Below are 25,972 nucleotides of genomic sequence, written 5' to 3'. Positions count from 1 at the left end.
TCCGACCAGCAGTGGGAGTAGCCTCGTGCCCGCCTACGTCTCAAGACCCAAGACCGTCTTCGGCGACCACAAGGTCACCACCGCTGAGATCGCGGACGACATACGTGCGCACCATCCCGACCATCCGCGGCTCGCCGCCATTCTCCGTGTCGTGGGCAACTGCGGCGTCCACACCCGCTACTTCACACGCCCCCTCGACACCCCTTGCATCACGGGCACTGCCGGTATCACCGAGCGGGCCGAGACCGCGTTCCGGGACGCCGTCGACATGGCCGAGCGTGCGGCCCATGCCGCCCTGGATGCCGCGGGCCTCGCCCCGGCGGACATCGACGCGATCGTCACCGCGCATGTCACCGGCTGGGCCGTGCCCAACCTGGACGTGCATGTCTCCGCCCGCCTGGGACTGCGCCCCACCGTCCGGCGCATCGCCCTGACAACGTTGGCCTGCGCCGGTGGCGCCCAGGCACTGCTCCGTGCCGCCGACCTCGTGGCCGCCCGCCCCGGCAGCAAGGTCCTGGTGGTCGCCTCCGAGGTCATCTCCACGATCTACAACCACGCCGACTCGACGATCGAATCGATGATCTACAAGGCGCTGTTCGGAGACGCCGCGGCCGCGGCCATCGTCACCGACGAACCCTCAGGGCCCGGGATCGCGATCGACGACAGCTTCGAGTACGTCCTGCCGGACAGTCTCGACCGCTACCAGGGGCGGATCGCCACCGACGGATTTCACTTCGACTCGACCAAGAAGGCCCTCACCGCCGCCGACGACGTGCTGCCCGCCGTCATGAACTGGCACGGCCCCCGGGCCCCCGACTTCGCCGTCATCCACCCCGGCAGTCCCCGCATCATCGCCGACACCACCGAGGCCCTCGGTCTCGCCCCCCACGATGCGCGCCACTCCACCGAAACCCTTGCCGACGAGGGCAACCTCGGCGGCGTCAGCGTCCTGAGGGTGCTCGAACGCACCCACGCCGCCGCCCCCGCCGACGGCGCCCGCGGCATGATGGTCGCCTTCGGGCCCGGCTTCGCCACCGCGGCGCTGCGCTGCCACTGGCAGAGCTGACCCCCGCCCGGTAAATCAGTTGCCGCGCACCACCCCCGCTGCTGAAGTGCCCGCATGGATCACGAAGCGGTATGGGCGGCGTACGACCGGCAGATCCGGCGCGAGGCGCGGACGGACAGTCCGGGCGCGCGCGTCGAGCGGGCCGGGGCCGTCGTCCGGCAGACCGGCGCCGAGCACGACTGGAACGGCGTCCACTGGGCGGACATCGACGAGACCACAGCGGACGGCGTCATCGCCGAGCAGGTGCGGTACTACACCTCTCTGGGGCGCGAATTCGAGTGGAAGCTGCACTCGCACGACCACCCTGCCGACCTCGCCGACCGGCTGCGGGCGGCCGGATTCGTCCCCGAGCCGCCGGAGACCGTGATGGTGGCCGAGGTCGCGGGACTGTCCACGGAGCCCGAACTGCCCGAGGGAATCACCCTGCTGCCGGTGACGGACGCGGCCGGCGCGCGGCTGATGGGCGACGCCCACGACGCGGCGTTCGGCCAGGACGGCGCGGGACTCGGCGAACGGCTCGCCACGCGGGTCCTCACCCAGCTGACCGAGACCCCCGATGCCGTCGTCGCGGTGGTCGCGATGGCGGGCGACGTGCCCGTGTGCGGGGCACGCATCGAGTTCTGCCCCGGCACCGACTTCGCGGGCCTCTGGGGCGGTGGCACCGCACCGCAGTGGCGGGGCAAGGGCATCTACCGCGCCCTGATCGCGTACCGCACCCGCATCGCCGCCGAACGCGGCTACCGCTACCTCCAGGTCGACGCCACCGACGACAGCCGCCCGATCCTGCAACGCCTGGGCTTCGCACCGCTGAGCGTGACCACGCCGTACGTCTACCGGCCCTGAGGGGCGCCGGCAAACGTACGGCCACGGCCGCGGCTTCAGCGGATCAGCGCATCAACGCATCAGCGCTTCAACGTGAAGGTGAAGTCGCCGGAGAGCTTGCCGCCCAGGCGGACCGCCGACACGAGATTCCCCTCGGCCAGCAGTCTTTCGACCTCCGCCCGCGGGAGTCCGAACCCTTCGGCGATCAGCCGAACCGGCCGGACAGGGACCCGCGCCGCGAAACGGACCGAGACCTCGATCGCCTCGCCCTCCCCCGGTTGGTCCGGGCCGCCGCCGGTATCCAGGCGCCAGGCGCCGTCCCAGTCGAGGGCGATGCGGTTGCGGCGCCGCAGGGCCGGGTCCTGGAGCAACTCGGCCGCCAGAGCGGGGTCGTTGTCGTGCATCCGGTCCAGGAGCGCGGGCCGTACGGAGCGCACGTTCGCCCGCTCCAGGACCGTGACCTTGGTGGTGTCACCGCAGACGGTGCACAGCGCGAGGAGCCAGGCATCGATGAGCTTGTGATGGGCGTTGACACGGAATTTTCCGTTCGCCTCGAAGCGCCCGGAGCCGCAGCCGTGGCAGCGGCGCAGGACGATCGGCAGGCAGGTGGGCATGACCACCCAGATTTTGAGCACAGAAGTACACCGGTTCCAGTGAGAAGTCCGCAGCAGGAAGAAGCGCGGCGCACAGGCGCGACGCGCGACACATCAGCACTCGGGAGGTCTCACTTGGTGTACAACGGCACGTCCTTGCCTCGGCGGTGTGGCTCGGCAGCACCGTAACGGGGCACGGACGCGTGCTTCCACCGGATTTCCGCGTGCGTGATCAGCGGGTGGTGATCAGCGGGTGGTCAGTGGCCCCGCTCGGCCAACCGGCCCTCCAGCTGCGCCAGTTCCCTGTCGATCCGGTGGTTCTCGAAGGCACGGATGTCCGTGAAGATCCGCACCGCCTGTCGCAGATCCACCGCGGCTTCGGCCTCGCTGCCGTTGATCAGGAGGCAGTGTGCGGCGCCGTGGTGGGCGCGCCCCTGCTCCAGCGGGCTCTGCACCTGCCGCGCCGCCCTGAGGGCCGACCGGTGCCGGGCGAGACCGCCGATCGGGTCGGACGTGGACAGCAGCAGCTCGCCGAGGTGGTTGAGCACCTCGGCCTGGCCCAGCCGGTCACCGAGGTCCCTGAACCGCTGCAAGGAGTCCTCCAGGCCGCGCTGCGCTCCGGCCGGATCACCGAGAGCGTCCTTGACCAGGGCGCGTCCGGCCTTCACGTTGGCCTGGCCCAGCGGATGGCCGATGCGTACGAAGATCTCCTCGGCCCTTTCGAATCGCTCGTCGGCCGCCTTGTAATCCGTGCGGTCGTGCGCGGTCAGCCGAAGAATCGTGCCCAGCTGCTGGAGGGCGTTGGCCTGGCCGAAGGGGTGATGGACCTGCCTGAATTCCCTGAGCGCCTCGCGGAGCAGCTCCGCCGCGCGCTCGAACTCACCGGTCAGCCGCAGCACCACGCCGAGGTGGCTCAGTGCCTCGGCCTTGCCGAAGGGCCGCCGGTGCCGGCCGTACAGTGCGGCCGACTCCTCGAGGTGCCCGGCGGCCTCCCCGTACTTGCCCTTCAGGCGCAGCGCGATGCCGAGCCCGTCCAGGGCCTCGGCCTTGCCCAGGCTCTCGCCGAGCTCGCCGTAGATCTCCACGGCCTTCTTGGAGTGCCGTGCCGCCAGGGACAGCTGGCCCGTCACGCGCAGGACCGAGCTGTACACCTCCAGGGCGTTCGCCTGCCCCTGGCGCACCCCCAGTTCCTCATAGACGGCCAGGCCCTCGCAGGCGGCGTCGCGCGCGAGTCGGTACCGTCCGATCAGGCGCAGGGCCCTGGCCAGGTGCAGCTGGCTGTTGGCCTCGCCGATCCTCGATCCGAGTCCGCGATAGCGGGCGAGGCAGTCCCTGAACTGCCCCTCCGCACTTGCCGCCTCGCCCTTGAACAGCTCGACGAGGCCCAGCGAGTCCAGTGCGTTGGTCTCGCCCAGTTCGTCGTGCATCTCGGAGCAGAGTTCCACGGCGCGCTTCGCCAGCGCCTCCGCCTCCTCCGGCCGTGTCATCCGCAGCAGATCGCTCAGCTGTTTGCAGACATCGGCCTCGCCCAACTGGTCCTTGGCCGCCCGGAAGGCACTCAATGCGACGCGGATCTGGTCCTCGGTGCCCGCGTCGTCCGTCATCCACTTGGCGTGCCCGCGCAGGGAGTGCGCCTCCGCCTCGATGATCCTGGCGGTCTCCGGGTCCGCCCTCGGCGAAGGGTGCCGCGACGTCTCGTCGCAGAGTGCGAGCACCGCGCGCAGCAGCTCGTCCACCGCCTCGTAGTCCGGCAGCCGTTCGGCGCGCCGGAAGTGCAGGTTCGCCTTGTTGAACAGCGCCCTGGCCTGCCCGAGGGCGTCTCCGGACGCGCGGGCCGAAGCCACCGCACGGTCGTGCAGTGCGATCCCCCGGTCCCAGGGCCCCCGCTGGCGCAGGAACTCCGCCATGGCCGCGGCCAGGCGTACGACACGTTCGTACTCCGCCGTCTCGCCCTTCTCGTAGGCGTATTCGGCGCAGGACAGCAGATTGGGGCACTCGGAGCGCAGCCAGGCCGCGGCGTCGGCCCGGCTCGTGAGGGGCGGGTGGCCGTACGCCGGGGCGGGGACCGGGCCTGCCGGGCGCGCCCGGCGGTCGAAGTGGCGTCCGGCCATGTCCGCCGTGTACTCGTAGAGATCGAGCAGCCGGGCCGTCGCCGCGTCCCGGACCTCGGGCGGGTCGACCTCGAGGGCCCGCGCGTACACGTGATCGCGGACGAGCTTGTGCATCCGGTAGCGGTCGGCGGCGCGTTCCGTCAGGAGGTGGCCGCGGTAGAGGTGGTCGAGGCGTTCGTCGGCCTCCTCCGCGGGGATGCCGCCCAGCGCCGCCGCGGCGTAGCGGTCGCACTCCACTCCGGGGTGCAGCGCCAGACGGCGCAGGAAGTACTTGGATTCCGGGGGCAGTTGGTCGTACCAGAACAGCAGGGTCTGATCCACGCGCCTGGCCCAGTCGCCGCCCTTGACCATGCCGGGCCGCGAGACGAAGTCGTCCCGCAGCTTCGCGATCGTCCAGGTCCTGCGCTGCTTGAGCACATTGGCGAGGACGGCGAGGGCCAGCGGCAGCCGGCCGCACAACTCCACCAGTTCGGCCACGGCGGCGGCGTCCGTCCGAGCGGGCCTGCGGTCGGCGAGGGCGAGGAACAGCCGTGCCGCCTCCTGCGGTCCCGGCACGTCGAGGAAGACGAAATCGTCGACCAGGTCTCCGCCGAGCTGCTTGCGGCTGGTGATCAGGACCAGGCAGTCGTCGGAGTTCGGTGCGATCGCTTCGACCTGCTCCTCGTCCGCGTCGCCGAGGATCAGGAGCAGCCGCTTGCCGGACACGTGCACACGCCACTGCTCGACGAGGCCCGCCAGGTCCCTGGCTACGTCCCCCTGGTCCATTCCGCAGGCCCTGAGCAGCCCGGCCACGGCGTCGTAGGGATGGACCGGCCAGGGGCACGAGGCGCGCAGGTCGATGTAGAGGCATTCGTCGAAGTCGTGCACGAGGTTCCGGGCGGCCTCCGCGACGAGGGTGCTCTTGCCGACGCCGAGCATTCCGTAGACCGCGCGGACGGGGCAGCTGCGCGTGGCGCCTCCGGCGTCCATCAGCCTGCGCAGCTCTTCCTCGCGGCCGATGAACCTGCTGACGCCTTTCGGCGCGGACTTCTGCACGGTGAGGGGCGGGGACTGCTGCACGACGAGAATCGGCTCAGAGGACATGGATCCCTCCCTCGGCAGACACCCCATACCGGGGTAAGCCACGCTACGCCGGGCGGTGGCCGGACCGGCGGGCTCCGCGGTGTGCACTCCGCTCGCATTCGCGGACGAGGCAGGTGCGGACGTCCGTACGAAGCCGGGTACGCGCCGGACGGGCCGCCGGACGCCCCTGCCGGGAGCGCCGCGGCGCTAGACGGAGAGGGCCTTGGAGGCGTCGACGACGAAGGTGTCGAGTGCCTCGGTCACCGCGTCCGCCCTGGCGTTCCACGACGCCTCGCTCGCCGCTCCGGTCGGCCGGTGTCCCGCGGCGGCGAGCCGGTCAGGGCCCTCGATCCGGACGCTCCGCTGGGCCTCCCTCGTGCGCGCATCGAGGTGCCGCACGTGATCTTCCAGGTCCGACAGGTGATGCAGGCTCGTCGGCCGTCCGGCCCACAGGTGTCCCTCGAGGCCGGCCTGCACCGCATCGGCCGCTCCCAGCACCCTCTCGACCGCCTGCAGGCAGTCCGCGTACGCCTCGCGGCGTGATTCGCGGCTCTCCCTGCTCCACCCAGGCCACCGTGGCCGCCGGGCGCGGTCGCGGCGATCGTCAGCGGGCCCTGCATGAGGGGCAGTGTCGTGCGGGGACGGCAGGACGTCAGGGGTGATTGCCGGCCACATCCGCAGCGGCTAGAGCAGCTTCGCGATCGCCTCCGCGGTGTCCGTCTCGCCGAGCCTGGGGAAGATCTTCTCGATGCTGTTGCGGTGTGCGTCGGCGTCCATGTCGGTCACGGCGTCGACGGCGACCGTCACGTGATAGCCGTGCTCGTGCGCCGAGCGGGCCGTCGACTCGACACCGATGCTCGTCGCGATGCCGGTGACCACGATCTGCGTGACCCCGCGGCGGCGCAGCTGAAGGTCGAGGTCGGTGCCGTAGAAGGCGCCCCACTGCTGCTTGGTGACGACGATGTCGCTGTCCCGGCGGCCGAGTTCGGGCACCAGGTCCGCCCAGTCGGCGGGCACCTCACCGCGGCGGGCGGGGCCCTCGGTGCGTCCGGGGGCGGGAGTGTCGCCGGTGACGCGGACCAGGACGACGGGCAGACCGCGCTCGCGGAAGGCGTCGGCGAGGTACGCCGACCGCTCGACGATCTCCGCGGACGGGTGGGCCGTGGGCAGGGCGGTGATGCCCTTCTGGAGGTCGACGACGACGAGGGCCGTGGTGGGGTCGAGGGTGGTGGCAGTCATGGCTGGGTTCTCTTTCTTGCGTGGGTCTTGCGTGGGTCGTACGGGGATGGGGCCGGGGAGTCGCTCAGGTGCGGGCGCGCAGGGCCCGGTCGGTGAGGGTCAGGGCGACCAAGGCGAGCGCGAGGACGGCGCCCACCGCGCCCATGAGGTGCAGTCCGGCGTCGTCGGCGCGCTGCCCGTAGGCGAGGCCGATCAGGCCGGACGCGGCGATGGCGCCGATGTACTGGGCCGTGCGCTGCAGCCCCGCGGCGGAGCCGATCGCGTCGGCGGGGGCGAAGCTCTGCACGGCGGCCTGGTTGCCGGTGCCCATCAGGCCCTGCGGGATGCCGAAGCAGGCGCCGGCCAGGAGCAGCACGGCGAGCGGTGTGCCGCCGGAGGTGAAGAAGAGCAGGGTGCTGCCCACGACGAGCAGGACGGCGGCGACGGACAGCGGGGCGCGGATGCCCTTCGTGCGGGCGCCGAGCAGCGAACAGGCCAGCGCGGCCAGGGACATGGGCAGCATGACGAGCCCGGTGTGCAGGGAGGAGAGGCCGCGGGCCTCTTCCAGCCACTGGGTGAAGCCGTACATCACGCAGTACACGACGAGGTAGCTCAGGCCGTGCCGCAGGTAGGTGCGGGCCAGTGCGTGGTTGCGGCCGAGCATGCGCAGGTCGATGAAGGGGCGCGGGTGGCGCAGCTGCCACCAGGTCAGCACGGCGGAGAGCACCGCCACGGGGGCGAGCAGCCACCACAGGGGGTGCGCCAGGTCGAGCAGGAAGACGACGAGGCAGGTCAGCGCGGAGCTGAAGAGCAGTATCCCGAGCGGGTCGAGCGTGCTGGCGGCGCGGCCCTTCTCGCGCGCGGCGCGTGGTCCGTCCGCCGGTATCCAGCGCAGCGCGCAGCCGAAGGCGACGAGTGCGACGGGGATGTTGACCGCGAAGATGCCGCGCCAGCCCGCGGTCGCGACGAGCAGCCCGCCGAGGGTGGGGCCGATGGCCGCGCTGCCGAGCCCGGCGAAGGAGAGCCGGCCCAGGACGGTGCGCGGCGTGGGCGAGCCGAGCCTGCGGGACTCGTCGCGCAGGACGGCCATGGCGGCGGGGTAGGCCGCCGATGTGCCGATGCCGAGCAGCAGGCGCGAGACGAGGAGCCAGAGAAATCCGGGGGCGAGCGCGCCCACCAGGCCGGAGGCGACGACGACCACGAGTCCGCCGAGGAAGACCCGGCGCGGCCCGATGCCGTCGGCGAGTTTGCCGAGCACCGGCTGGGAGACGGCGCTGGCGAGGTAGAGGACGGACACGAGCCAGGCGGTGTCGGCGGCGCCGACGCCGAACTCGTGGCCGATCGCCACCAGGGCGGTGGAGATCATCGTGGTGTTGAGCGGGTTGAGCAGCGAGCCGAGGAGGAGGGGCGCGGTGAGCCGTGCCCCGAAGGCGGGACGCTCGCCCGCCGCGGGGCGGGCCGGGGCGTCCGGCTTCGTCCTCACTTCTGCACCAGCCGCTCCAACAGCACGATGGCATCGGCCAGTTGGCGGCGCTCGGCCGGGTCGAGCCCGTCGGCCAGGACCGTCGAGAGCCAGTCGTGCTTGGCGGCCCGCATCTCGGCGAGGGTGCGGTGCCCCTCGTCGGTCACGGAGACCACGGACTGCCGCCCGTCGTCGGGGTCGGGGGCCCGCTCGACGAGCCCCATCTCCTCCAGGGCGCCCACGGTCAGCCGCATGGACTGGGGCCTGACCAGTTCCTCGCGGGCCAGGGCCGCGGTGGTGGCGGGGCCTCCCCGGTCGAGGCGGGCGAGCACGGAACGCTGGGTGGGGCTGAGTCCGGTCGCCGGTGTCACGCCGCGCAGGCGCCGCACGAGCCGCCGGACGACGTTCGACAGATCGGCGGCGATCTGCTCGGGTGCCGCGTCGCCCTGTCCGGGGGTCGCGTCGTCAGAGGGTGCGCTCATGTGGGCCACCGTACGAGATAGACAGGCAACCTTGCAAGGCTGCCTGTCTATCTCCTCTGTCGCGTACTACACCGCGCTAGCGGATCGGCATCCCCGACAGCGTGCGGGCGATCACCAGACGCTGGATCTCGCTCGTGCCCTCGAAGATCGTGTAGATCGCGGCGTCGCGGTGCATGCGCTCCACCGGGTACTCACGCGTGAAGCCGTTGCCGCCGAAGATCTGCAGCGCCTGGGCGGTGACCTTCTTGGCGACCTCGCTCGCGTAGAGCTTCGACATGGAGCCCTCGGCGGACTCGAACTTCTTGCCCGTGCTCGCCATCCACGAGGCGCGCCAGACGAGCAGACGCGCTGCGTCGATCTGCGTACGCATGTCGGCGAGCTGGAAGGCGATGCCCTGGTTGTCGATGATCGGGCGACCGAACTGCGTACGCGTCTTGGCGTACTCCAGGGCCTCCTCGTACGCGGCGCGGGCCGTGCCCACGGCCATGGCGCCGACCGCCGGGCGGGACGCCTCGAAGGTGGCCATCGCGGCGTTCTTCACGCGCTCGCCGCCCTTCTTCGCGCGCTCGCGCGACCGTGCGAGGCGCTCGTCCAGCTTCTCCTTGCCGCCGAGCAGGCAGTGGCCGGGAATGCGCACGTCCTCCAGGACGACCTCGGCGGTGTGCGAGGCGCGGATGCCGTGCTTCTTGAACTTCTGGCCCTGGGAGAGGCCGGGAGTGTTCGGCGGGACGATGAAGGAGGCGTGGCCCTTGGAGCCGAGTTCGGCGTCGACGACGGCCACGACGACGTGGACGTTGGCGATGCCGCCGTTGGTCGCCCAGGTCTTGGTGCCGTTGAGCACCCACTCGTCCTTGGCCTCGTCGTAGACGGCGCGGGTGCGCATGGCCGCCACGTCCGAGCCCGCGTCGGGCTCGGAGGAGCAGAAGGCGGCGACCTTGACGTCGTTCACGTCGCCGTACATCTGCGGGATCCAGGTGCCTATCTGCTCCTCGGTGCCGTTGGCCAGCACGCCGACGGCGGCCAGGCCCGTGCCCATGATGGACAGGGCGATGCCCGCGTCGCCCCAGAAGAGCTCCTCGGTCGCCATCACGATGCCCAGGCCCGTGGGGTCGAAGAACTGCTGGGCGTAGAAGTCGAGGGAGTAGATCCCCAGCTTCGACGCCTCCTGGATGATGGGCCAAGGAGTCTCTTCGCGCTCGTCCCACTCGGCGGCCGCAGGCCGGATCACGTCAGCGGCGAACCCGTGGAGCCAGTCCCGGACCTCCTTCTGTTCGTCGTTGAGCTCCATGGTGAACTCGGCCATGACCCCTCCAGGACCTGCGATGCAGACATACGTTACTTGCGGTAACTGGAGTCTGTTACCGGCCGGTAGCCGATGTCAACTCCCGGCCGCCCGTTCGATGGCCACCGACCGCGGGGTGTTACGTTGCGCGTGCGTCACGCAATCGCCTGGGCGGGGAGAGAATCGCTATGGAGACCACCACACAGCAGACCGATCAGCAACGGTCTGCCGAGCGCCGGCGGCGCGAGCTACTGGAGGCCGCCGACCGTGTGGTCCTGCGCGACGGGCCCGGCGCCTCGATGAACGCCATCGCCGCCGAGGCCGGCATCACCAAGCCGATCCTCTACCGCCACTTCGGCGACAAGGGCGGCCTGTACGCCGCCCTTGCCAAGCGGCACACCGACGCCCTCCTGGACTCCCTGCGCGCCGCCCTGGACGCCCCGGCCGAGCGCAGGGAGCGGGTCGAGCAGACCCTGGACACCTACCTCGCCGCGATCGAGGCCCGCCCGCAGGTCTACCGCTTCCTCATGCACCCCTCGGACGGCGCCACCTCCGGCGAGCAGGGCTTCGACGTGGGGCTGCACTCCGCCCCGGTCCTGCGCCGCATGGGCGAGGAGCTCGCGCAGGTCATCGAGGAGCGCGTCGACCTCGGTCCCGGCAGCGCCCAGCTCGCGCGCGTGTGGGGCCACGGCATCGTCGGCATGATGCACGCCGCCGGTGACTGGTGGCTGGGCGAACGTCCCTGCCCACGCGCCGAGTTGGTCAGCAGCCTGGCCGACCTGCTGTGGGGACGCCTCGCCGCCGCGGGCGACCGCATCGGCGGCCCCGGCTTCTGACTTCTGAGGACCTACCGGGGAGGTCAGCTGCTCCAGGGCGCCCTGGCGGCGGCCCGCAGCACCCTGCGCCGCCGCCAGCCCGTGACGCGATCGGTGTAGACGCCGCCCTCCAGGTGATCGCACTCGTGCTGCAGGCAGCGCGCGAACCAGCCGGTCCCGTGCACCCGCACCGGCTCCCCCAGCATGTCGACCCCCTCCACCACGGTGTGATCGAAACGCGGCGTGACGGCTTCCAGGCCCGGCAGCGACAGACAGCCCTCCGGGCCGCGCACGGTGAGGCCGTCCGTCTCGACGAGGCGCGGGTTCACCACGTACCCGAGGTGACGCACATCGTCGTCGTCCGGGCAGTCGTACACGAAGACCCGCTGGTTCACGCCGATCTGGTTGGCGGCAAGACCCACGCCCTCGGCGGCATACATCGTGGCGTACATGTCCTCGATGAGCCGGGCCAGTTCGGAGCCGAAGTCGGTGACCTCCTCACAGGGCTTGTGCAGCACGGGATCACCGAGCAGTGTCAGAGGTCGTACGCGCCCCGAGGCGCCCGGGATCGAGCCGTGTCGCATGGCCGCAAGGGTACGGTCCTTAACAAAGCCCCGGGGTCGGGGTGGTGCCGCGGTTCGGGCTTGGGAGTGGATCTCGATAGGCTGAGGTTCATCGCGTTGCCGGGGGCAGGCGCGGCGCCGTACGCAAGGAGGATCCAGAACTGATGGCAGGCAACACGGACCCGCTGTCGCCGCGGGCCAAGCTGGCCGTGACGGCGGGCAAGGCGGCCGCGGCGGTGTCGCGCGCGGCGGGCCGCGGCAGCGGATCGGTGATCGGCGGCCGCGTATCGCTCAAGCTCGACCCCGACCTGCTCGGGCGTCTGGCCACGCACCTGGACGTGGTGCTCGTCTCCGCCACGAACGGCAAGACGACCACGACCCGGCTGCTCGCCGAGGCGCTTCGCGCCAGCGGGCCCGTGGTCTCGAACGCCCTGGGCGCGAACATGCCGGCCGGGATCACCTCGGCCCTCGCGGGCGGTTCGGACGCCAGGTTCGGCGTGATCGAGGTCGACGAGAAGTACCTCGCCGGCGTCGCCCGTGACGTGGAGCCGAAGGCGATCGCGCTCCTGAACCTCTCGCGCGACCAGCTCGACCGCGCCGCCGAGACCCGCATGATGGCGGAGAACTGGCGCGAGGGCCTGGCCGGTTCCAAGGCCGTCGTGATCGCGAACGCGGACGACCCGCTGGTCGTCTGGGCCGCGTCCTCGTCACCGAACGTCGTGTGGGTGGCCGCGGGCCAGGAGTGGAAGGACGACGCCTGGTCGTGCCCCTCCTGCGGCGGCGTCATGCAGCGCCCCGGCGACGACTGGTTCTGCGGCGAGTGCGGCTTCCGCCGCCCCGCGCCCAGCTGGGTGCTCTCCGGCGACCACGTCCTCGACCCGCACGGCTCGGCCTGGCCGATCCACCTTCAGCTACCGGGCCGCGCGAACAAGGCGAACGCCACCACCTCGGCGGCCGTCGCCGCCGTCTTCGGCGTGCCCCCGCAGGTCGCCCTGGAGCGGATGTACCAGGTGCAGGCCGTCGCGGGACGCTATGACGTCGTGCAGTTCCAGGGCCGCGACCTGCGTCTGCTGCTCGCGAAGAACCCCGCGGGCTGGCTCGAGACGTTCTCGCTGATCGACCCGCCGCCCACCCCGGTGGTCCTGTCCGTGAACGCCCGCGGCGCCGACGGCACCGACACCTCCTGGCTGTGGGACGTCGACTACACCCGCCTGGCCGGTCACCCGATCTTCGTGCTCGGCGACCGCAAGCTCGACCTCGCCGTGCGTCTCGAAGTCGCGGGCCTGGACTTCCGGGTCTGCGAGTCCCTCGACGAGGCCGTGCAGCTCGCGCCGCCCGGACGCATCGAGACGATCGCGAACTACACCGCGTTCCAGGACCTGCGCCGCCGCGTCGGCAACTGACCCCACCGGACCCTCTAGACCCTCGTAGGGACGAATGAGCATGAGCGACAACAGCCTGCGGCTGGTGTGGGTCTACCCCGACCTGCTCAGCACGTACGGAGACCAGGGCAACGCCCTGGTCGTGGAGCGCCGCGCCCACCAGCGCGGCCTCCAGGTCGAGCGCTACGACGTGCGCAGCGACCAGCCGGTGCCCACCTCCGGCGACATCTACCTGATCGGCGGCGGCGAGGACCGTCCGCAGCGCCTGGCGGCCGAGCGGCTGCGCCGCGACGGCGGACTCCAGCGCGCCGTGGGCAACGGCGCGATCGTCTTCTCGGTGTGCGCGGGCTACCAGATCCTGGGCCAGGAGTTCATCAACGACCTCGGCCAGCGCGAGCCGGGCCTCGGCCTGCTCGACGTGATCTCCACCCGCGGCGAGGGCGACCGCTGCGTCGGCGACGTCCTGGGCGACATCGACCCGCAGCTGGGCCTGCCCCCGCTGACCGGCTTCGAGAACCACCAGGGCATCACCCACATCGGCCCCTCCGCGCGCCCCTTCGCCCGCGTCTCGCTCGGCCGGGGCAACGGCACGGGCGACGGCACCGAGGGCGCGTACAACGGCACCGTCTTCGGCACGTACATGCACGGTCCCGTCCTCGCCCGCAACCCGCTGATCGCGGACCTGCTCCTCAAGCTGGCCCTGGACGTGAACGCGCTGCCGCCCACGGACGACCGCTGGTACGAGGCGCTGCGCGCCGAGCGCATGAACGCCGCGCAGCAGCCCGCCTGAAGCCCCCGCCGCACAGGTGAGCGGCACCGTCCAGCAGTCGGACGCCCGGTACGGCCCCGCCCCCTCTCGCCTATAGGGTGGCGGGGTTCCAGCCGGACGACGTGGTCCGGACTTCGGCCCACGTTGCAAAGGTATTCCGGGCTATGCGCATTGGTGTCCTCACCTCCGGCGGCGACTGCCCCGGTCTGAACGCCGTCATCCGTTCGGTCGTGCACCGTGCCGTCGTCGACCACGGCGACGAGGTCATCGGCTTCCACGACGGCTGGCGCGGCCTCCTCGAATGCGACTACCGCAAGCTCGACCTGGACGCGGTGGGCGGCATCCTGGCCCGTGGCGGAACGATTCTCGGCTCATCCCGTGTCCAGCCCGCGCATCTGCGCGACGGCGTCGAGCGGGCCAAGGGCCACCTCGCCGACCTGGGCCTCGACGCGGTCATCCCGATCGGCGGCGAAGGCACCCTGAAGGCCGCCCGCCTCCTGTCGGACGCGGGTCTGCCGATCGTCGGCGTACCCAAGACCATCGACAACGACATCGCGGTCACCGACGTGACGTTCGGCTTCGACACCGCGGTCGGCGTGGCCACCGAAGCCCTCGACCGCCTCAAGACGACCGCCGAGTCGCACCAGCGGGTCCTGATCGTCGAGGTCATGGGCCGGCACACCGGCTGGATCGCGCTGCACTCGGGCATGGCCGCGGGCGCGCACGCCATCGTCGTGCCGGAGCGCCCCTTCGACATCGAGGAACTGGCGGCCAAGGTCGGCGAGCGGTTCTCCGCGGGCAAGAAGTTCGCCATCGTCGTGGCCGCCGAGGGCGCCAAGCCCCGTGAGGGCTCGATGAAGTTCGACGAGGGCATCAAGGACATGTACGGCCACGAGCGCTTCGCCGGCATCGCCCGCCAGCTCTCCATCGAGCTGGAGCAGCGCCTGGGCAAGGAGGCACGCCCGGTGATCCTCGGGCACGTCCAGCGCGGCGGCACCCCCACCGCGTACGACCGGGTCCTCGCCACCCGCTTCGGCTGGCACGCCGTGGAGGCGGTGCACCGCGGCGAGTTCGGCAAGATGACGGCGCTGCACGGCACGGACATCACGATGGTCCCGCTCGCCGAGGCCGTCGAGACCCTCAAGACGGTCCCGGACGAGCGCTACGCCGAGGCGGAGTGCGTGCTCTAGGCACCGGCCCTGCTCTCTGGAGACAGGCTCTGTTTCAAGGCTCAAGGAACGGCCCCCGGACGCGTCGGCGTCCGGGGGCCGTTCTAGTCTGGTGCGGACACACAGCGCACAACCGCACGAATCAGGAGCCAGTGGATGGATCACAGCGGGCACGGCATGAACATGGATCTGCCGCCGTTCACGCTGGGGCGCGGGCTCGAACTCTCGGCCGACCCCTTCTTCCTCATCGGCTCCCTCGTGGCTCTGGCCCTCTACGGCTGGGGCGTGGTCCGGCTCGTGCGGCGCGGCGACAAGTGGCCGGTCGGGCGCACCGTCTCCTTCGTGGCGGGCGTGCTGACCATCCTGCTCGTGATGTGCACCCAGCTGAACGACTACGGCATGGTCATGTTCAGCGTGCACATGGTGCAGCACATGGTCATCAGCATGCTCTCGCCGATCCTGCTCCTGATGGGCGCCCCCATCACGCTCGCCCTGCGCGCACTGCCGGTCGCGGCCCGCGGCAGCAAGGGCCCGCGCGAGTGGCTGCTGTGGATCCTGCACAGCCGCTACATGAAGATCATCACGCACCCCGCGTTCACCATCCCGCTGTTCATCGCGAGCCTGTACGCGCTCTACTTCACCCCGCTCTTCGACACCCTGATGGGCTCCAAGCCGGGCCACATCGGGATGATGGTCCACTTCCTCGCGGTCGGCCTCGTCTTCTTCTGGCCGATCATGGGCGTCGACCCGGGGCCGCACCGGCCCGGCTACATCATGCGGATGCTGGAGCTGTTCGCCGGCATGCCCTTCCACGCGTTCTTCGGCATCGCGCTGATGATGGCCTCCGAGCCGATGGTCGGCACCTACAAGAACCCGCCCGCCTCCCTCGGCATCGACGCGCTCGCCGACCAGACCGCCGCCGGCGGCATCGCCTGGGCGTTCAGCGAGGTGCCCTCGGTCCTCGTGCTGCTCGCGCTGCTCTTCCAGTGGTACCGCTCCGATCAGCGCCAGGCACGGCGCACGGACCGGGCCGCGGACCGCGACGGCGACAAGGAGCTCGAGGCGTACAACGCCTATCTCGCCTCACTGGCCGCGCGCGGGCGCTAGCGGCAAAGGGTCTTCGCGGGCGAGGATGGTCCCAGGCCGCGGTCCTGGCATCAAGGTGTCGGGGCTGCCGGGAGGAGGCAGGGCGATGCCTGATTCTACGAAGACGATGGGTGTGTTCACCATCGGAGGCTTGGTCGCGGTGACCGCGTACACGGTCGCGCTCGGGAGCAACGGCTGGCTGTGGTTCGGCTGGGTCGTCATCGGCATGCTCACGCTGGCGATGGTGCTCTCGCGCAGCACCCCCTGAGGGGTGCCGCGCGGCAGCGAGGAAAGGCGCGGACGGCGCGGGACGGCGCCGGTCAGAAGCGGAAGACGGCGCCCGTCGAGTAGCCCATCTCGCAGGCGTTGCCGTAGGTCTTGTGCCAGCTGACCGGCTTGCCGCGGTGGGTGCCCGTGGCGCTCACGGTGACCGGGGCGTACTGCTTGGTGCAGATCCCCTTCTTCGCCGGCAGCTTGTCGAAGTCACCCTTCGCCGCGTCGATGGCCGCACAGGCCTCGGCCGCGTGCGGATGGTGGGCGGGCCGCTCGGTCCTGCAGTCGAGCAGCACACCGCGGACCCAGGCGTTGTCGTCGCCGGTGACGGTGAGGAAGACGCCGGTCGCCCGCGCGGGGGCCGCCTCGTCATCGGCGTGGGCGGGTGCGGCGGCGTGGGCGGGTGCGGCGGCGTGGGCGGGTGCGGCGGCGTGGGCGGGTGCGGCCACGGCAAGGGAGATCAGCGCGGCGGCGGTGGCCGCGATCGGGCTCAGGCGGGACGTGGGACGGGGACTCATGGGGCCTCCTGGAGCGGTGACGGAGCGGTGACGTGCTGCGTCCGGGACAGTCCAGGCCACCCCGCACGGCCGCCGCCCGCCCGGCCGACACGCCGGGCGGTCACCCGTACGGGGCCGGGGCGGGGGCGTACGGGTGTGCCGCCTTGGTGCGGGGCAGGGATCGCGTACGGGTGTGCCGCCGTCGTGCAGGGCCGGGGTCGGGGCCGCTCGGGTTCGATCCCCTCTCCCGCCAGGGTCTCGCCCTTCTCCCGCCGAGGTCTCGCCCTTCTATCGCCGGGGTCTCGCACCTAAAATGACCGCTGCGCGCGAGGACCCGTGACCTGCGACGACGCAGCACCGGGCTGGTCCACCTACGTCAAGGAGCAACGGGTGTTCTACTACCTGCTCAAGTACGTCGTCCTGGGGCCGCTGCTGCGGCTCATGTTCCGGCCGCGCATCGAGGGGCTCGAGCACATACCGGAGACCGGTGCGGCGATCGTGGCGGGCAACCACCTCTCGTTCTCGGACCACTTCCTGATGCCCGCCATCATCAAACGGCGGATCACCTTCCTCGCGAAGGCCGAGTACTTCACGGGCCCCGGCCTCAGGGGCCGCCTCACCGCCACGTTCTTCCGCAGCGCGGGCCAGATCCCGGTGGACCGCTCCGGCAAGGAGGCGGGCCAGGCCGCGATCCGCGAGGGCCTGGGCGTACTGCGCAAGGGAGAGCTGCTCGGGATCTACCCGGAGGGCACCCGCTCGCACGACGGACGCCTCTACAAGGGGAAGGTCGGCGTCGCCGCGATGGCGCTCAAGGCGCAGGCACCGGTGATCCCGTGCGCGATGATCGGCACGTTCGAGGCGCAGCCGCCGGGCCAGAAGATGCCGAACTTCCAGAAGGTCTCCATCCGCTTCGGCGCCCCGCTGGACTTCTCGCGCTACGCGGGCATGGAGAACGAGAAGGCGGTCCTGCGCGCGGTCACCGACGAGATCATGTACGCCATCCTCGGGCTCTCCGGACAGGAGTACGTCGACAAGTACGCCGCGGTCGTCAAGGCGGAGGAGGCGGAACGGGCCGCCGCGGCCAGCAGGCGGAAGTTCCCCCGGATGCCGCTGAGTTGACCGCCTGGCGTACGGTCCTGCTGATGGGCGGTGCCGCACGGGCGGGGCCGCCTCGACAGCACTCGGGAGACGCGGATGAGCGACGAGCACGGCCTGTACACGAAGCTGATCGGGCTGCTTGAGGAGCGGGGCGCGGCGTTCCGTGTCATCGAGCACGAGGCCGAGGGCGCCACGGAGGCGGTCAGCGCGCTGCGGGGCAACACCCTCCAGCAGGCCGCGAAGTGCATCGTGGTGATGGTGAAGACCGGCAAGAAGACGAAGCGGTACGTGCTCGCGGTGGTGCCCGGTGACCGGCGCGTCGATCTGAACGCGGTCAAGCAGCTGCTGGGCGGGACGTACGCCGGTTTCGCCACGCAGGAGGCCGCCGAGCGGCTCGCGGGCAGTGTGAGCGGCACGATCCTGCCGTTCTCCTTCGACCCCGATCTTGAGCTGGTCGTGGACCCGGCGCTGCTCGCCCACGAGGAGCTCTTCTTCAACGCGGCGCGCCTGGACCGCTCGCTGGCGCTGCGGACCGCGGACTACACGGCGATCGCGGAGCCGCGTACGGCCGGGATCGCGCAGGCGGCGGCAGCGTAGAAGGCGGAAGGCAGAAGACAGAAGAAGAGGGCGCCGGATCTCTCCGGCGCCCCCTTCCGTGCCTAACGGCTGGTTGTCACGGCTTGGGCGTGGCGTGCGGGGTGCAGGTCACGTCCTTGCTGTCCACCTTGCCGGTCAGCAGGTAGGCGTCGACACGGTCGTTGAGGCACGGGTTGACCAGGTTCGTGATGCCGTGCGAGCCGGCGTCCTTCTCCGTGATCAGTCGCGAGCCCTTGAACCGCTTGTGCAGCTCGACGGCGCCCTCGTACGGCGTGGCGGCGTCGCGGGTCGACTGCGCGATGAGGACGGGCGGCAGACCCTTGCCCGTCTTGACCTCGACCGGCTCGTGCTGCTTGCTCTTCCAGGTGGCGCAGGGCAGGTTCATCCAGGCGTTGGACCACGTCATGAACGGGTTGTCACGGTGGATGCGGGTGTTGTCCCGGTCCCACTTCTTCCAGCTGGTGGGCCACTTGGCGTCGGCGCACTCGACGGCCGTGTAGACGGCGTTGCCGTTCTCCGAGGCGATGTTGCCCGCGGTGTCCGACAGGTCGGGGCTGGCTGCCTCGATCAGCGGCTTGGCGTCACCGGCGACGTACTTGCTGAAGTTCGTCGCGATCCCCACCCAGGCGGAGTCGTAGTACGGAGCGCTCTGGAAGTAGGCGATGAGCTCGGCGGGGCCGACCACTCCGCCCAGGGGCTCCTTCTTCGCGGCGGCGCGCAGCTTGTCCCAGTTCTTGGCGACCTTCGCCGCCGTGTCCCCGAGGTGGAAGGTGGCGTCGTACTTGGCGACCCACTTCATCCAGTCCTTGAGGCGGATCTCGAAGGCGATGTCCTGGTCGAGGTTGGCCTCGTACCAGATCTTCTTCTTCGAGGGGTTGACCACCGAGTCGACGACCATGCGGCGCACGTGCGACGGGAACAGCGTCCCGTAGACCGCGCCGAGGTAGGTGCCGTAGGAGACGCCGAGGAAGTTCAGCTTCTTCTCGCCGAGCGCGGCCCGGATGACGTCCAGGTCACGTGCGGTGTTCGGGGTCGTCATGTGCGGCAACATGTCGCCGCTGCGCTCGGCACAGCCGTCCGCGTACTCGGCGGCCAGCTTGCGCTGGGCGCGCTTGTCCGCCTCGGAGTCCGGCACGGGGTCGGCCTTGGGGGCCTTGACGAACTCCTGCGGGTCCACGCAGGAGATGGGCGCCGAGTGGCCGACGCCGCGCGGGTCGAAGCCCACGAAGTCGTAGGCCTTGGCCGTCTTCTCCCAGAGCTTGGCCTTGGTGGCCACGCGGTTGGGGAAGCGGAGCCCGGAACCGCCGGGGCCGCCGGGGTTGTAGACGAGCGCGCCCTGGCGCTCCTTCTTCGTCCCGGTGTTGCCGATGTGGTCCACGGCGAGCTTGATCTTCTTGCCGTTGGGCTTGGCGTAGTCGACCGGGACGGTCACCCAGCCGCACGTGACGGCCTTCTCCAGACCCCAGTCGGCGGGGCACGCCTGCCAGTCGATGCCGGCCTTGGCGGCACGCTGCGCGGCGAGCGCGACACCGCGCGCCTCGGAGCTGGTCCGCTGCCGGGCGTCAGCGCTGCCGCTGCCCTGGCGGGCGTCGGCATTGGCGACCGGCGCCATGATCGCGCCCGCTATGAGCGAGCCCGTGATCAGCGTGCCGGCTGCGCCGAATGCTGTGGTGCGTCTCAACTGGTTCCTCCCCCTGTCGATTTCCCTGTCGATTTTCGAACAGTAGGAGGATCCTGTCGGTCAACGGGTTCAGTCGACAGACCGGGCAGGTATTTCTTTACCAATCCGATAACCGGGTCGGGGGAACCGGTGAGCGGTTTGTCCAGGTGAGGAGGCCTGGTCCCGCGGGGTACCAGGCCTCGGCCACTGCGTGCGTCTCAGGCGGACAGCCAAGCGCGCCGATGCCGTGCAACCGCGTACAGCGCATCGATCTGGGCGGCATCGAGCACCCCGCTGAGCGGGCCGAGCGCCGACACCTCCCGCTCGCGGTACACGCGGACGGTGAACTGCGTGGCCGCCTTGGTCAGTTCCGTCACGCCGACGAACACAATGACCGGCTGCACTTGAACCGGGACGTCGGAGTATCGCTCCAACACCGCCTGGACACGACCGGCCTCCGCCTTGCTCTTGCGTGCGTACGGCTGCGGCCGACCGTGACTGACCTTCGCCATCTCATCGCCGACCCATACGGGCTTCCCGAAGTGGCGCTTGGTGTTGATGCTGAACACCCCGCCGGGGCCGATCAGAAGATGGTCGATGTCCACGTTCCGAGGCAGCGGCACGGAATGCAGCACGCGCCAGCCGGATCGCGACAGTCTCTGTAACTCGCCCCCGACCCGACGCTCACCGGCGAGCCCCATGCGCCATGAATCCCATTCGGATTCACGCCGTAACAGCCACGAGAGCACCCGCTGCACAGGACTGGGCCCCTCCTCGGCAAGCAAGCGCCTCAGCCCCTCCCCCGGCCGATGCAAGGCGAGATCGTCCGGCGGCGTCAGCGGAGGCAACTCCGGGACGACTTCCCGCCCAGCCGCAGTTCGGGGCTTGGGCTTCGCGGCGGGGTTCGATCTCGATGTGGGCGAAGGGCGCGTGAGGAGCGGACGCAACAGCCTGAGTGCCTCGTGCCGATACGGCTCGACCAGGATCGTGACCTTGCCCGTCCGGCAGTCGGCCCATGCCACGGCGGAGCCGTCAGGAAGGTTCACGTAGAGCCGATCCTGGCCGTGCCGCTTCCACCGAACGACCTTGAGATCACTCATGTTCGCCCCCCATGCCAGTACAGACCCCAGAAACATGGGAGCAGCCGAGAGGCACCGCCACAAGAACGCCAACCGGCCGCGGGCCGCACTTCCCGGTCGTGTCCGTGTGTGATGTCGGGGCTCGGGTGAGGCTTGACGGCTGGGTCGGGCGTCGTGGCTTACTGGCTGTCATGACGGACCGCTTCCCCGAGATCACCTCTGTCGAGGAGTTCATCCGGCTGCGTGAGAGCGAGGATCCGGCGGAGTACGAGCGCTCGGCGTGGGCGGCCATGCCGTTGTCCGTCTGGTGGGAGCTGGTGCGTGATCATCCCGGTATGCGTTTCTGGGCCGCGCATAACAGGACGGTGCCGGCGGAGATTGTGGCCGAGCTGATCAAGGATCCGGACTGGCGGGTTCGGCACCGGGTGGCCAGTAAGCGCAAGTGCCCGCCTGAGCTGCTGGAACGGCTGGTGGACGATCCGGATGACGCCGTGCGGAGGCTCGTCGCGGGCCATCCGCACTCGCCGCGGTCGGCGGTTGCGCGCTTGGTCGATGACCCGTGGCCTGTCATCGCGCAGGAAGCCCGCGCCCGGCTGGCCGACTGGCCTGTGTTCAGGTGAGTGTGCGCAGCGCCTCGTCCAAGGTGCGTCGGACGCGTAGTGCGTCGGGGGCGATCGCGGTGACCAGTACGGCGGGGCCGGCGAGGGGCGTGAGTGATGCCGCTTCGCCGAGCATCGCGGGGCCGGGGCGGGTCCGGTCGAACTCCGGGCGTACGATCACCAGTTGGCCGATCGCGCGGTTTCCCGCAAGGCCCGCCGGGCCGTCCCAGCCGCCCGGGGCGCCGGGGCCGCAGGAGAGTTCCTGGTCCAGGAGGAGGCGGCCGGCGCGGCGGACCGTGAGGCGGCTGGTGAGGCGGCCCGCTTCCTCGCCGGTCCGCCCGAGCACCTGCTCCTCGCGCAGCACGAGGCTCGCGCTCGCGGCGAGTTCGGCCCGCGTCGTGACCCGCAGATCACTGTCGCGTACGGAGATCAACTGCTCCGGCAGCCAGACCAGTTCCGACGCGTCGCCGACCGTGAGGCGTACGTCGTAGCGCGCCGCCTCCTTCGACTGCCCGGGCAGGGCGAGGGTGGCGGCGGCCGAGCCGATGTGCAGCCTGGCCCCCTCCACGGCGGCACCCTCGACGGTGAGGTGATCGCCCCCGAGAGGGCCGCTCATCGCCCCGACGAGGGTGACGCGGGCGCCCGCTCCGGCCGACCGGGTGCGGCGCGGCACGATCGGCCCCTCGCCGTCGAGCACGGGCAGGACGGTGCCGCCCCGCCCGTCACCCCGCGCGGTGATGCGGGCCGTGCCGCGCACCCCGGACGCCACGACGGTGTGCACGGTCATACGGACGCGGTCCAGGCGGCGTACTGGGCACGCGCCCAGGCGGCGACGGGGCCGATACCCACGTCCGACCGCAGCGACTGGAAGATCACGGGCAGCTCGGCACGCTGCGCCTTGGCGTCCGCCGCCATCCCCGCGAGGTCGGAGCCGACGTACGGCGCGAGGTCGGTCTTGTTGACGACGAGCAGATCGGCGGTGGTGACGCCGGGGCCGCCCTTGCGCGGGATGTCGTCGCCGCCCGCGACGTCGATCACGAAGATCTGGGCGTCGACGAGGCCCTTGGAGAAGGTGGCGGTGAGGTTGTCCCCGCCGGACTCGACAAGGATCAGGTCGAGCGGCCCGACCTCGTCCTCCAGGTCCTCCACGGCCTCCAGATTGGCGGAGATGTCGTCGCGGATCGCGGTGTGCGGGCAGGCCCCGGTCTCCACGGCGGTGATCCGCTCGGGCGGCAGTACGGCCTCGCGCAGCAGGAACTCGGCGTCCTCACGGGTGTAGATGTCGTTCGTGACGACGGCGAGGGAGAGCTCGTCGCGCAGCTCCTTGCAGAGCGCGGCGACGGTCGCGGTCTTGCCGGAGCCGACGGGCCCGCCGAGGCCGATCCGCAGGGCGCGCCGACGCCCGTCGGGACGGTGCGCGTCGGCGCTGACGGCGGTGGATTCATCGTGGGAGTGGTCGAGATGCATGGTGCGACTCCAAGGTTCAGCAGTTCGTTTGGCCCTGCATGAGAGGGCGTTGGGGCGGCGAGTGCGAGGAGGGCGAAGCGCCCTTACGACGCGAACAGCCGCGCGGGCCACGCGGCATGGGCCTCCGCCCCGATCTCGAGGAGCGGCGCGGACGCCGCGGGCAGCGCGTCGACCCCCTCGGCGACCGCGCACCGCGCCGCGTCCGCGGCGGACCTGGCGACCAGGTCGAGCTCGGGCGCGAGGCGGGCCAGGACACCCGTCGCGTCGAACGGGTCCAGGCTCAGCAACCGCACGGTCGCCGTCGCGGGCCCGCTGACACTCTCGTACGCGGAGCAGTACGCGGCGTCCTGCGCCCCGAGGCCCGCGGCCCTGGCGGCGAGCCCGAGAACGACGGGCTGGTGCGCGCCCTTGGGCCGGGCGGTGGCCAGCCGGTCCAGGGAGGGATCGGGCCAGGCTGCCCGCGCCGCCCGCATCATCTGCCGCCCGAGCCGCCGCCCGGCGACCCGCAGCGCGGCCGACGGCGTCCGTGCGTCGGCGGCCTCGTCGAGCTCCAGCGGATCGAGCCCGAGCGCGGCTGCCGCCGCCAGCGACGCCGACACGAGCCCCGTGGTGTGCAGGCGGCCCCGGCAGAACTCCTCCAGGTCGGCGGCCCCGGTGATGCGCCCCGCCTTGACGGCTTCCTCGGCCCCGCCGGAGTGCGCGTGTCCTCCGGCGGGAAACCGGCCGTCGGCCAGGACGAGTAGTGCGGCTTGGGACATGACAGCGCCCGTCAGAACAGGAAGTACCGCTGCGCGAGCGGCAGTTCGGCGGCGGGGGCCGGCTCGACGAGCTCGCCGTCGATGGTGACGGCGAAACTGTCGGGGGCGACCTCCACCCTCGGCAGGGCGTCGTTCTCGCGCATGTCCGCCTTGGTGCGCCCGCGCGTGGAGCGGATCGCGGTGAACTCCTTGGCCAGGCCGAGCCGTTCGGGCAGCCCGTCGTCAAGCGCCGACTGGGTGACGAAGTTGAAGGAGTTGAGCCCCGGAGCGGTGCCGTGCGCACCGAACATGGGGCGCGGCAGGACCGGCTGCGGCGTGGGGATGGAGGCGTTGGCGTCGCCCATCTGCGCGTACGCGATCTGGCCGCCCTTGATGACCAGCTGTGGCTTGACGCCGAAGAACACCGGGTCCCACAGCACCAGGTCGGCGAGCTTGCCGCTCTCGACCGAGCCGATCACGTGGTCGACGCCCTGCGCGACCGCCGCGTTGATCGTGTACTTGGCGACATATCGACGCGCGCGCCGGTTGTCCGCGCGGGTGTCCCCCGGCAGGAAGCCGCGCCGCCGCTTCATCACGTGCGCGGTCTGCCAGGTCCGCATGACGACCTCGCCGATGCGCCCCATGGCCTGCGAGTCCGACGACATGATCGAGATGGCGCCGATGTCGTGCAGGATGTCCTCGGCCCCGATGGTGGTGGGGCGGATGCGCGACTCGGCGAAGGCGAGGTCCTCGGGGACGGCCGCGTTGAGGTGGTGGCAGACCATCAGCATGTCGAGGTGTTCCTCGATGGTGTTGACGGTGTGCGGCCGGGTCGGGTTGGTGGAGCTGGGCAGCATGTTCGGCAGGGACACCGCCGTGATCATGTCCGGGGCGTGCCCGCCGCCCGCGCCCTCGACGTGGAAGGCGTGCAGTGTGCGGCCCGCGACGGCGCCGAACGTGTCGCCGACGAAGCCCGCTTCGTTGAGCGTGTCGGTGTGGACGGCGAGCTGGGCTCCGGTGTCCTCGCAGACGTTCAGGCAGGCGTCGATGGTGGCAGGGGTCGCGCCCCAGTCCTCGTGGATCTTGAAGCTGACGGCGCCGGCGCGCAGTTGGGCGTGCATGGACTCGGCGGAGACCGTGTTGCCCTTGCCGAGGAAGCCGATGTTGACCGGGCTCGACTCCATCGCCGCGAACATCCGGGCCAGGTGCCACGCGCCGGGCGTGATGGTGGTGGCCTTGCTGCCTTCGGCAGGGCCGGTGCCGCCGCCGATGAGGGTGGTGACCCCGGAGGCGAGCGCCTCGTCGACGATGGTCGGCGAGATGAAGTGGATGTGGGTGTCGATGCCGCCGGCGGTGAGGATCTTGCCGTTGCCGGCGAGGATTTCGGTCTCCGGGCCGATGACGAGCTCGGGGTGCACACCGTCCATCGTGTCCGGGTTGCCGGACTTGCCGATGCCGGTGATGCGGCCGTCGCGTATGCCGACGTCGGCCTTGACGATGCCCCAGTGGTCGATGATCACGGCGCCGGTGATGACGGTGTCGGGGGCTCCCTCGGCGCGCGTCGTGCGCGACTGGCCCATCGACTCGCGGATGACCTTGCCGCCGCCGAAGACCGACTCGTCGCCGGAGAGTCCGGGGCCGCCGGAGCGGTCCTCCTCGATCTCGACGAGGAGGTCGGTGTCGGCGAGCCGGATCCGGTCGCCCGTGGTGGGGCCGAACAGGTCGGCGTACGCGGCGCGGGACAGCTCAGGCATCGAGGGGACCTCCGGTCTCGCCGCGAAGGCCCGGCACTACGCGCAGACCGGCCAGGGGGACGAGTTCGACGTCGACGGGGATTCCGGGCTCGAAGCGCACCGCGGTGCCGGCGGGGATGTTGAGCCGCTTGCCGTGCGCGGCGGCACGGTCGAAGTCGAGACCGGGGTTGGCCTCGGCGAAGTGGTAGTGGGAGCCGACCTGGACGGGGCGGTCGGCGGCGTTGAGGACGGTGAGGGGGGTGACCTCTCGGCCCGTGTTGTAGGCGACGGGCTCGTCGGCGAAGAGGATCTCGCCGGGGACGACGGGCTGCGCGGGACTCATCTGGCAG

At 71.1% G+C, this 25,972-nt stretch carries 27 protein-coding genes; 11 read left to right on the top strand and 16 right to left on the bottom strand.

What is annotated here, in order from left to right; all coding sequences use genetic code 11:
* Positions 1-25 precede the first annotated feature (25 nt).
* Together ABZ906_RS30895 and ABZ906_RS30890 are read left to right on the top strand one after the other, a co-directional pair.
* Entirely contained in the window at positions 26-1,066 is a 1,041-nt protein-coding gene (locus ABZ906_RS30895) for a PhlD (protein ID WP_361388285.1), read from the top strand.
* 54 nt (positions 1,067-1,120) lie between these two features.
* Positions 1,121-1,909, top strand: coding sequence for a GNAT family N-acetyltransferase (locus ABZ906_RS30890; RefSeq protein WP_361388282.1), 789 nt, complete (start codon positions 1,121-1,123; stop codon positions 1,907-1,909).
* 59 nt (positions 1,910-1,968) lie between these two features.
* Here ABZ906_RS30890 and ABZ906_RS30885 read toward each other — a convergent pair whose 3' ends face one another.
* The 7 genes from ABZ906_RS30885 to ABZ906_RS30855 all read right to left on the bottom strand — a co-directional run bounded on the left by ABZ906_RS30885 (position 1,969) and on the right by ABZ906_RS30855 (position 10,119).
* The gene (locus ABZ906_RS30885) at positions 1,969-2,523 is read right to left on the bottom strand and encodes a DUF1062 domain-containing protein (protein ID WP_361388279.1); all 555 of its coding nucleotides are present in this window, start codon (positions 2,521-2,523) and stop codon (positions 1,969-1,971) included.
* A 215-nt stretch (positions 2,524-2,738) separates the two neighbouring features.
* Positions 2,739-5,675, bottom strand: coding sequence for a tetratricopeptide repeat protein (locus ABZ906_RS30880; RefSeq protein ID WP_361388276.1), 2,937 nt, complete (start codon positions 5,673-5,675; stop codon positions 2,739-2,741).
* Positions 5,676-5,861: 186 nt separating this feature from the next.
* Positions 5,862-6,131 (bottom strand): hypothetical protein, encoded by a 270-nt coding sequence (locus ABZ906_RS30875; RefSeq protein WP_361388273.1) that lies wholly within the window; start codon positions 6,129-6,131, stop codon positions 5,862-5,864.
* Positions 6,132-6,338: 207 nt separating this feature from the next.
* On the bottom strand, positions 6,339-6,893 hold the full coding sequence (locus ABZ906_RS30870) for an isochorismatase family protein (protein ID WP_361388270.1): 555 nt from the start codon (positions 6,891-6,893) through the stop codon (positions 6,339-6,341).
* A gap of 64 nt (positions 6,894-6,957) precedes the next feature.
* Positions 6,958-8,355 carry an MFS transporter gene (locus ABZ906_RS30865; RefSeq protein ID WP_361184784.1) on the bottom strand — a complete coding sequence of 466 codons (1,398 nt, stop codon included), beginning with the start codon at positions 8,353-8,355 and terminating at the stop codon, positions 6,958-6,960.
* Positions 8,352-8,816 (bottom strand): MarR family transcriptional regulator, encoded by a 465-nt coding sequence (locus tag ABZ906_RS30860; RefSeq protein ID WP_361388267.1) that lies wholly within the window; start codon positions 8,814-8,816, stop codon positions 8,352-8,354. Before ABZ906_RS30860 ends, ABZ906_RS30865 begins: the two co-directional genes overlap by 4 nt.
* Positions 8,817-8,892: 76 nt before the next feature.
* On the bottom strand, positions 8,893-10,119 hold the full coding sequence (locus tag ABZ906_RS30855; RefSeq protein ID WP_361388264.1) for an acyl-CoA dehydrogenase family protein: 1,227 nt from the start codon (positions 10,117-10,119) through the stop codon (positions 8,893-8,895).
* Positions 10,120-10,286: 167 nt separating this feature from the next.
* Here ABZ906_RS30855 and ABZ906_RS30850 point away from each other — a divergent pair, with 167 nt between their 5' ends.
* On the top strand, positions 10,287-10,934 hold the full coding sequence (locus ABZ906_RS30850) for a TetR family transcriptional regulator (RefSeq protein WP_361388261.1): 648 nt from the start codon (positions 10,287-10,289) through the stop codon (positions 10,932-10,934).
* Between the two features lie 23 nt (positions 10,935-10,957).
* Here the strand turns inward: ABZ906_RS30850 and def are convergent, their stop codons facing one another.
* Positions 10,958-11,497, bottom strand: a complete 540-nt coding sequence (gene def, locus ABZ906_RS30845; RefSeq protein ID WP_361184794.1) for a peptide deformylase — start codon at positions 11,495-11,497, stop codon at positions 10,958-10,960.
* A gap of 143 nt (positions 11,498-11,640) precedes the next feature.
* Here def and ABZ906_RS30840 point away from each other — a divergent pair, with 143 nt between their 5' ends.
* The 5 genes from ABZ906_RS30840 to ABZ906_RS30820 all read left to right on the top strand — a co-directional run bounded on the left by ABZ906_RS30840 (position 11,641) and on the right by ABZ906_RS30820 (position 16,150).
* Positions 11,641-12,879 (top strand): MurT ligase domain-containing protein, encoded by a 1,239-nt coding sequence (locus ABZ906_RS30840; protein ID WP_344519320.1) that lies wholly within the window; start codon positions 11,641-11,643, stop codon positions 12,877-12,879.
* Between the two features lie 40 nt (positions 12,880-12,919).
* On the top strand, positions 12,920-13,648 hold the full coding sequence (locus ABZ906_RS30835; protein ID WP_249585951.1) for a glutamine amidotransferase: 729 nt from the start codon (positions 12,920-12,922) through the stop codon (positions 13,646-13,648).
* Positions 13,649-13,791: 143 nt separating this feature from the next.
* Positions 13,792-14,817 (top strand): 6-phosphofructokinase, encoded by a 1,026-nt coding sequence (locus ABZ906_RS30830; RefSeq protein ID WP_361388259.1) that lies wholly within the window; start codon positions 13,792-13,794, stop codon positions 14,815-14,817.
* Between the two features lie 135 nt (positions 14,818-14,952).
* Positions 14,953-15,903, top strand: a complete 951-nt coding sequence (locus tag ABZ906_RS30825) for a cytochrome c oxidase assembly protein (protein WP_361388256.1) — start codon at positions 14,953-14,955, stop codon at positions 15,901-15,903.
* 85 nt (positions 15,904-15,988) lie between these two features.
* On the top strand, positions 15,989-16,150 hold the full coding sequence (locus ABZ906_RS30820) for a hypothetical protein (RefSeq protein WP_190078913.1): 162 nt from the start codon (positions 15,989-15,991) through the stop codon (positions 16,148-16,150).
* A 52-nt stretch (positions 16,151-16,202) separates the two neighbouring features.
* Here ABZ906_RS30820 and ABZ906_RS30815 read toward each other — a convergent pair whose 3' ends face one another.
* Complete coding sequence (locus tag ABZ906_RS30815) at positions 16,203-16,673, bottom strand: SSI family serine proteinase inhibitor (protein ID WP_361388253.1); 471 nt, start codon at positions 16,671-16,673, stop codon at positions 16,203-16,205.
* 369 nt (positions 16,674-17,042) lie between these two features.
* Here ABZ906_RS30815 and ABZ906_RS30810 point away from each other — a divergent pair, with 369 nt between their 5' ends.
* Positions 17,043-17,771, top strand: coding sequence for a lysophospholipid acyltransferase family protein (locus ABZ906_RS30810; RefSeq protein ID WP_361185102.1), 729 nt, complete (start codon positions 17,043-17,045; stop codon positions 17,769-17,771).
* A gap of 75 nt (positions 17,772-17,846) precedes the next feature.
* Positions 17,847-18,347, top strand: a complete 501-nt coding sequence (locus ABZ906_RS30805; protein ID WP_361388250.1) for a YbaK/EbsC family protein — start codon at positions 17,847-17,849, stop codon at positions 18,345-18,347.
* 76 nt (positions 18,348-18,423) lie between these two features.
* Here ABZ906_RS30805 and ABZ906_RS30800 read toward each other — a convergent pair whose 3' ends face one another.
* On the bottom strand, positions 18,424-20,028 hold the full coding sequence (locus tag ABZ906_RS30800) for an alpha/beta hydrolase (protein WP_361388247.1): 1,605 nt from the start codon (positions 20,026-20,028) through the stop codon (positions 18,424-18,426).
* A 197-nt stretch (positions 20,029-20,225) separates the two neighbouring features.
* On the bottom strand, positions 20,226-21,107 hold the full coding sequence (locus ABZ906_RS30795) for a nuclease-related domain-containing protein (protein WP_361388244.1): 882 nt from the start codon (positions 21,105-21,107) through the stop codon (positions 20,226-20,228).
* A gap of 170 nt (positions 21,108-21,277) precedes the next feature.
* On the opposite strand from ABZ906_RS30795, the gene ABZ906_RS30790 reads away from it, so the two are divergent.
* Positions 21,278-21,706 carry a hypothetical protein gene (locus ABZ906_RS30790; protein ID WP_361388241.1) on the top strand — a complete coding sequence of 143 codons (429 nt, stop codon included), beginning with the start codon at positions 21,278-21,280 and terminating at the stop codon, positions 21,704-21,706.
* On the opposite strand, the gene ABZ906_RS30785 is transcribed toward ABZ906_RS30790, so the two are convergent.
* From ABZ906_RS30785 to ABZ906_RS30765, 5 genes are all read right to left on the bottom strand, one after another.
* Complete coding sequence (locus ABZ906_RS30785; protein WP_361388238.1) at positions 21,699-22,472, bottom strand: urease accessory protein UreD; 774 nt, start codon at positions 22,470-22,472, stop codon at positions 21,699-21,701. The genes ABZ906_RS30790 and ABZ906_RS30785 overlap by 8 nt on opposite strands.
* Positions 22,469-23,152 carry an urease accessory protein UreG gene (gene ureG / locus ABZ906_RS30780; RefSeq protein ID WP_361388235.1) on the bottom strand — a complete coding sequence of 228 codons (684 nt, stop codon included), beginning with the start codon at positions 23,150-23,152 and terminating at the stop codon, positions 22,469-22,471. Before ureG ends, ABZ906_RS30785 begins: the two co-directional genes overlap by 4 nt.
* 83 nt (positions 23,153-23,235) lie before the next feature.
* Positions 23,236-23,910: an urease accessory UreF family protein gene (locus ABZ906_RS30775; RefSeq protein WP_361388232.1), complete on the bottom strand. Its 675-nt coding sequence runs from the start codon at positions 23,908-23,910 to the stop codon at positions 23,236-23,238.
* An 11-nt stretch (positions 23,911-23,921) separates the two neighbouring features.
* A complete protein-coding gene (locus tag ABZ906_RS30770) occupies positions 23,922-25,643 on the bottom strand; it encodes an urease subunit alpha (RefSeq protein ID WP_361388229.1) in 1,722 nt (573 codons plus the stop codon).
* Positions 25,636-25,965, bottom strand: coding sequence for an urease subunit beta (locus tag ABZ906_RS30765; protein WP_361184825.1), 330 nt, complete (start codon positions 25,963-25,965; stop codon positions 25,636-25,638). The genes ABZ906_RS30770 and ABZ906_RS30765 overlap by 8 nt, the downstream gene beginning before the upstream one ends.
* Positions 25,966-25,972 lie beyond the last annotated feature (7 nt).

Origin of the sequence: Streptomyces sp. NPDC046925 (assembly GCF_040644915.1) — a bacterium.
Classification (GTDB): Bacteria; Actinomycetota; Actinomycetes; order Streptomycetales; family Streptomycetaceae; genus Streptomyces.
This window is presented reverse-complemented; position numbering and strand designations above follow the sequence as displayed.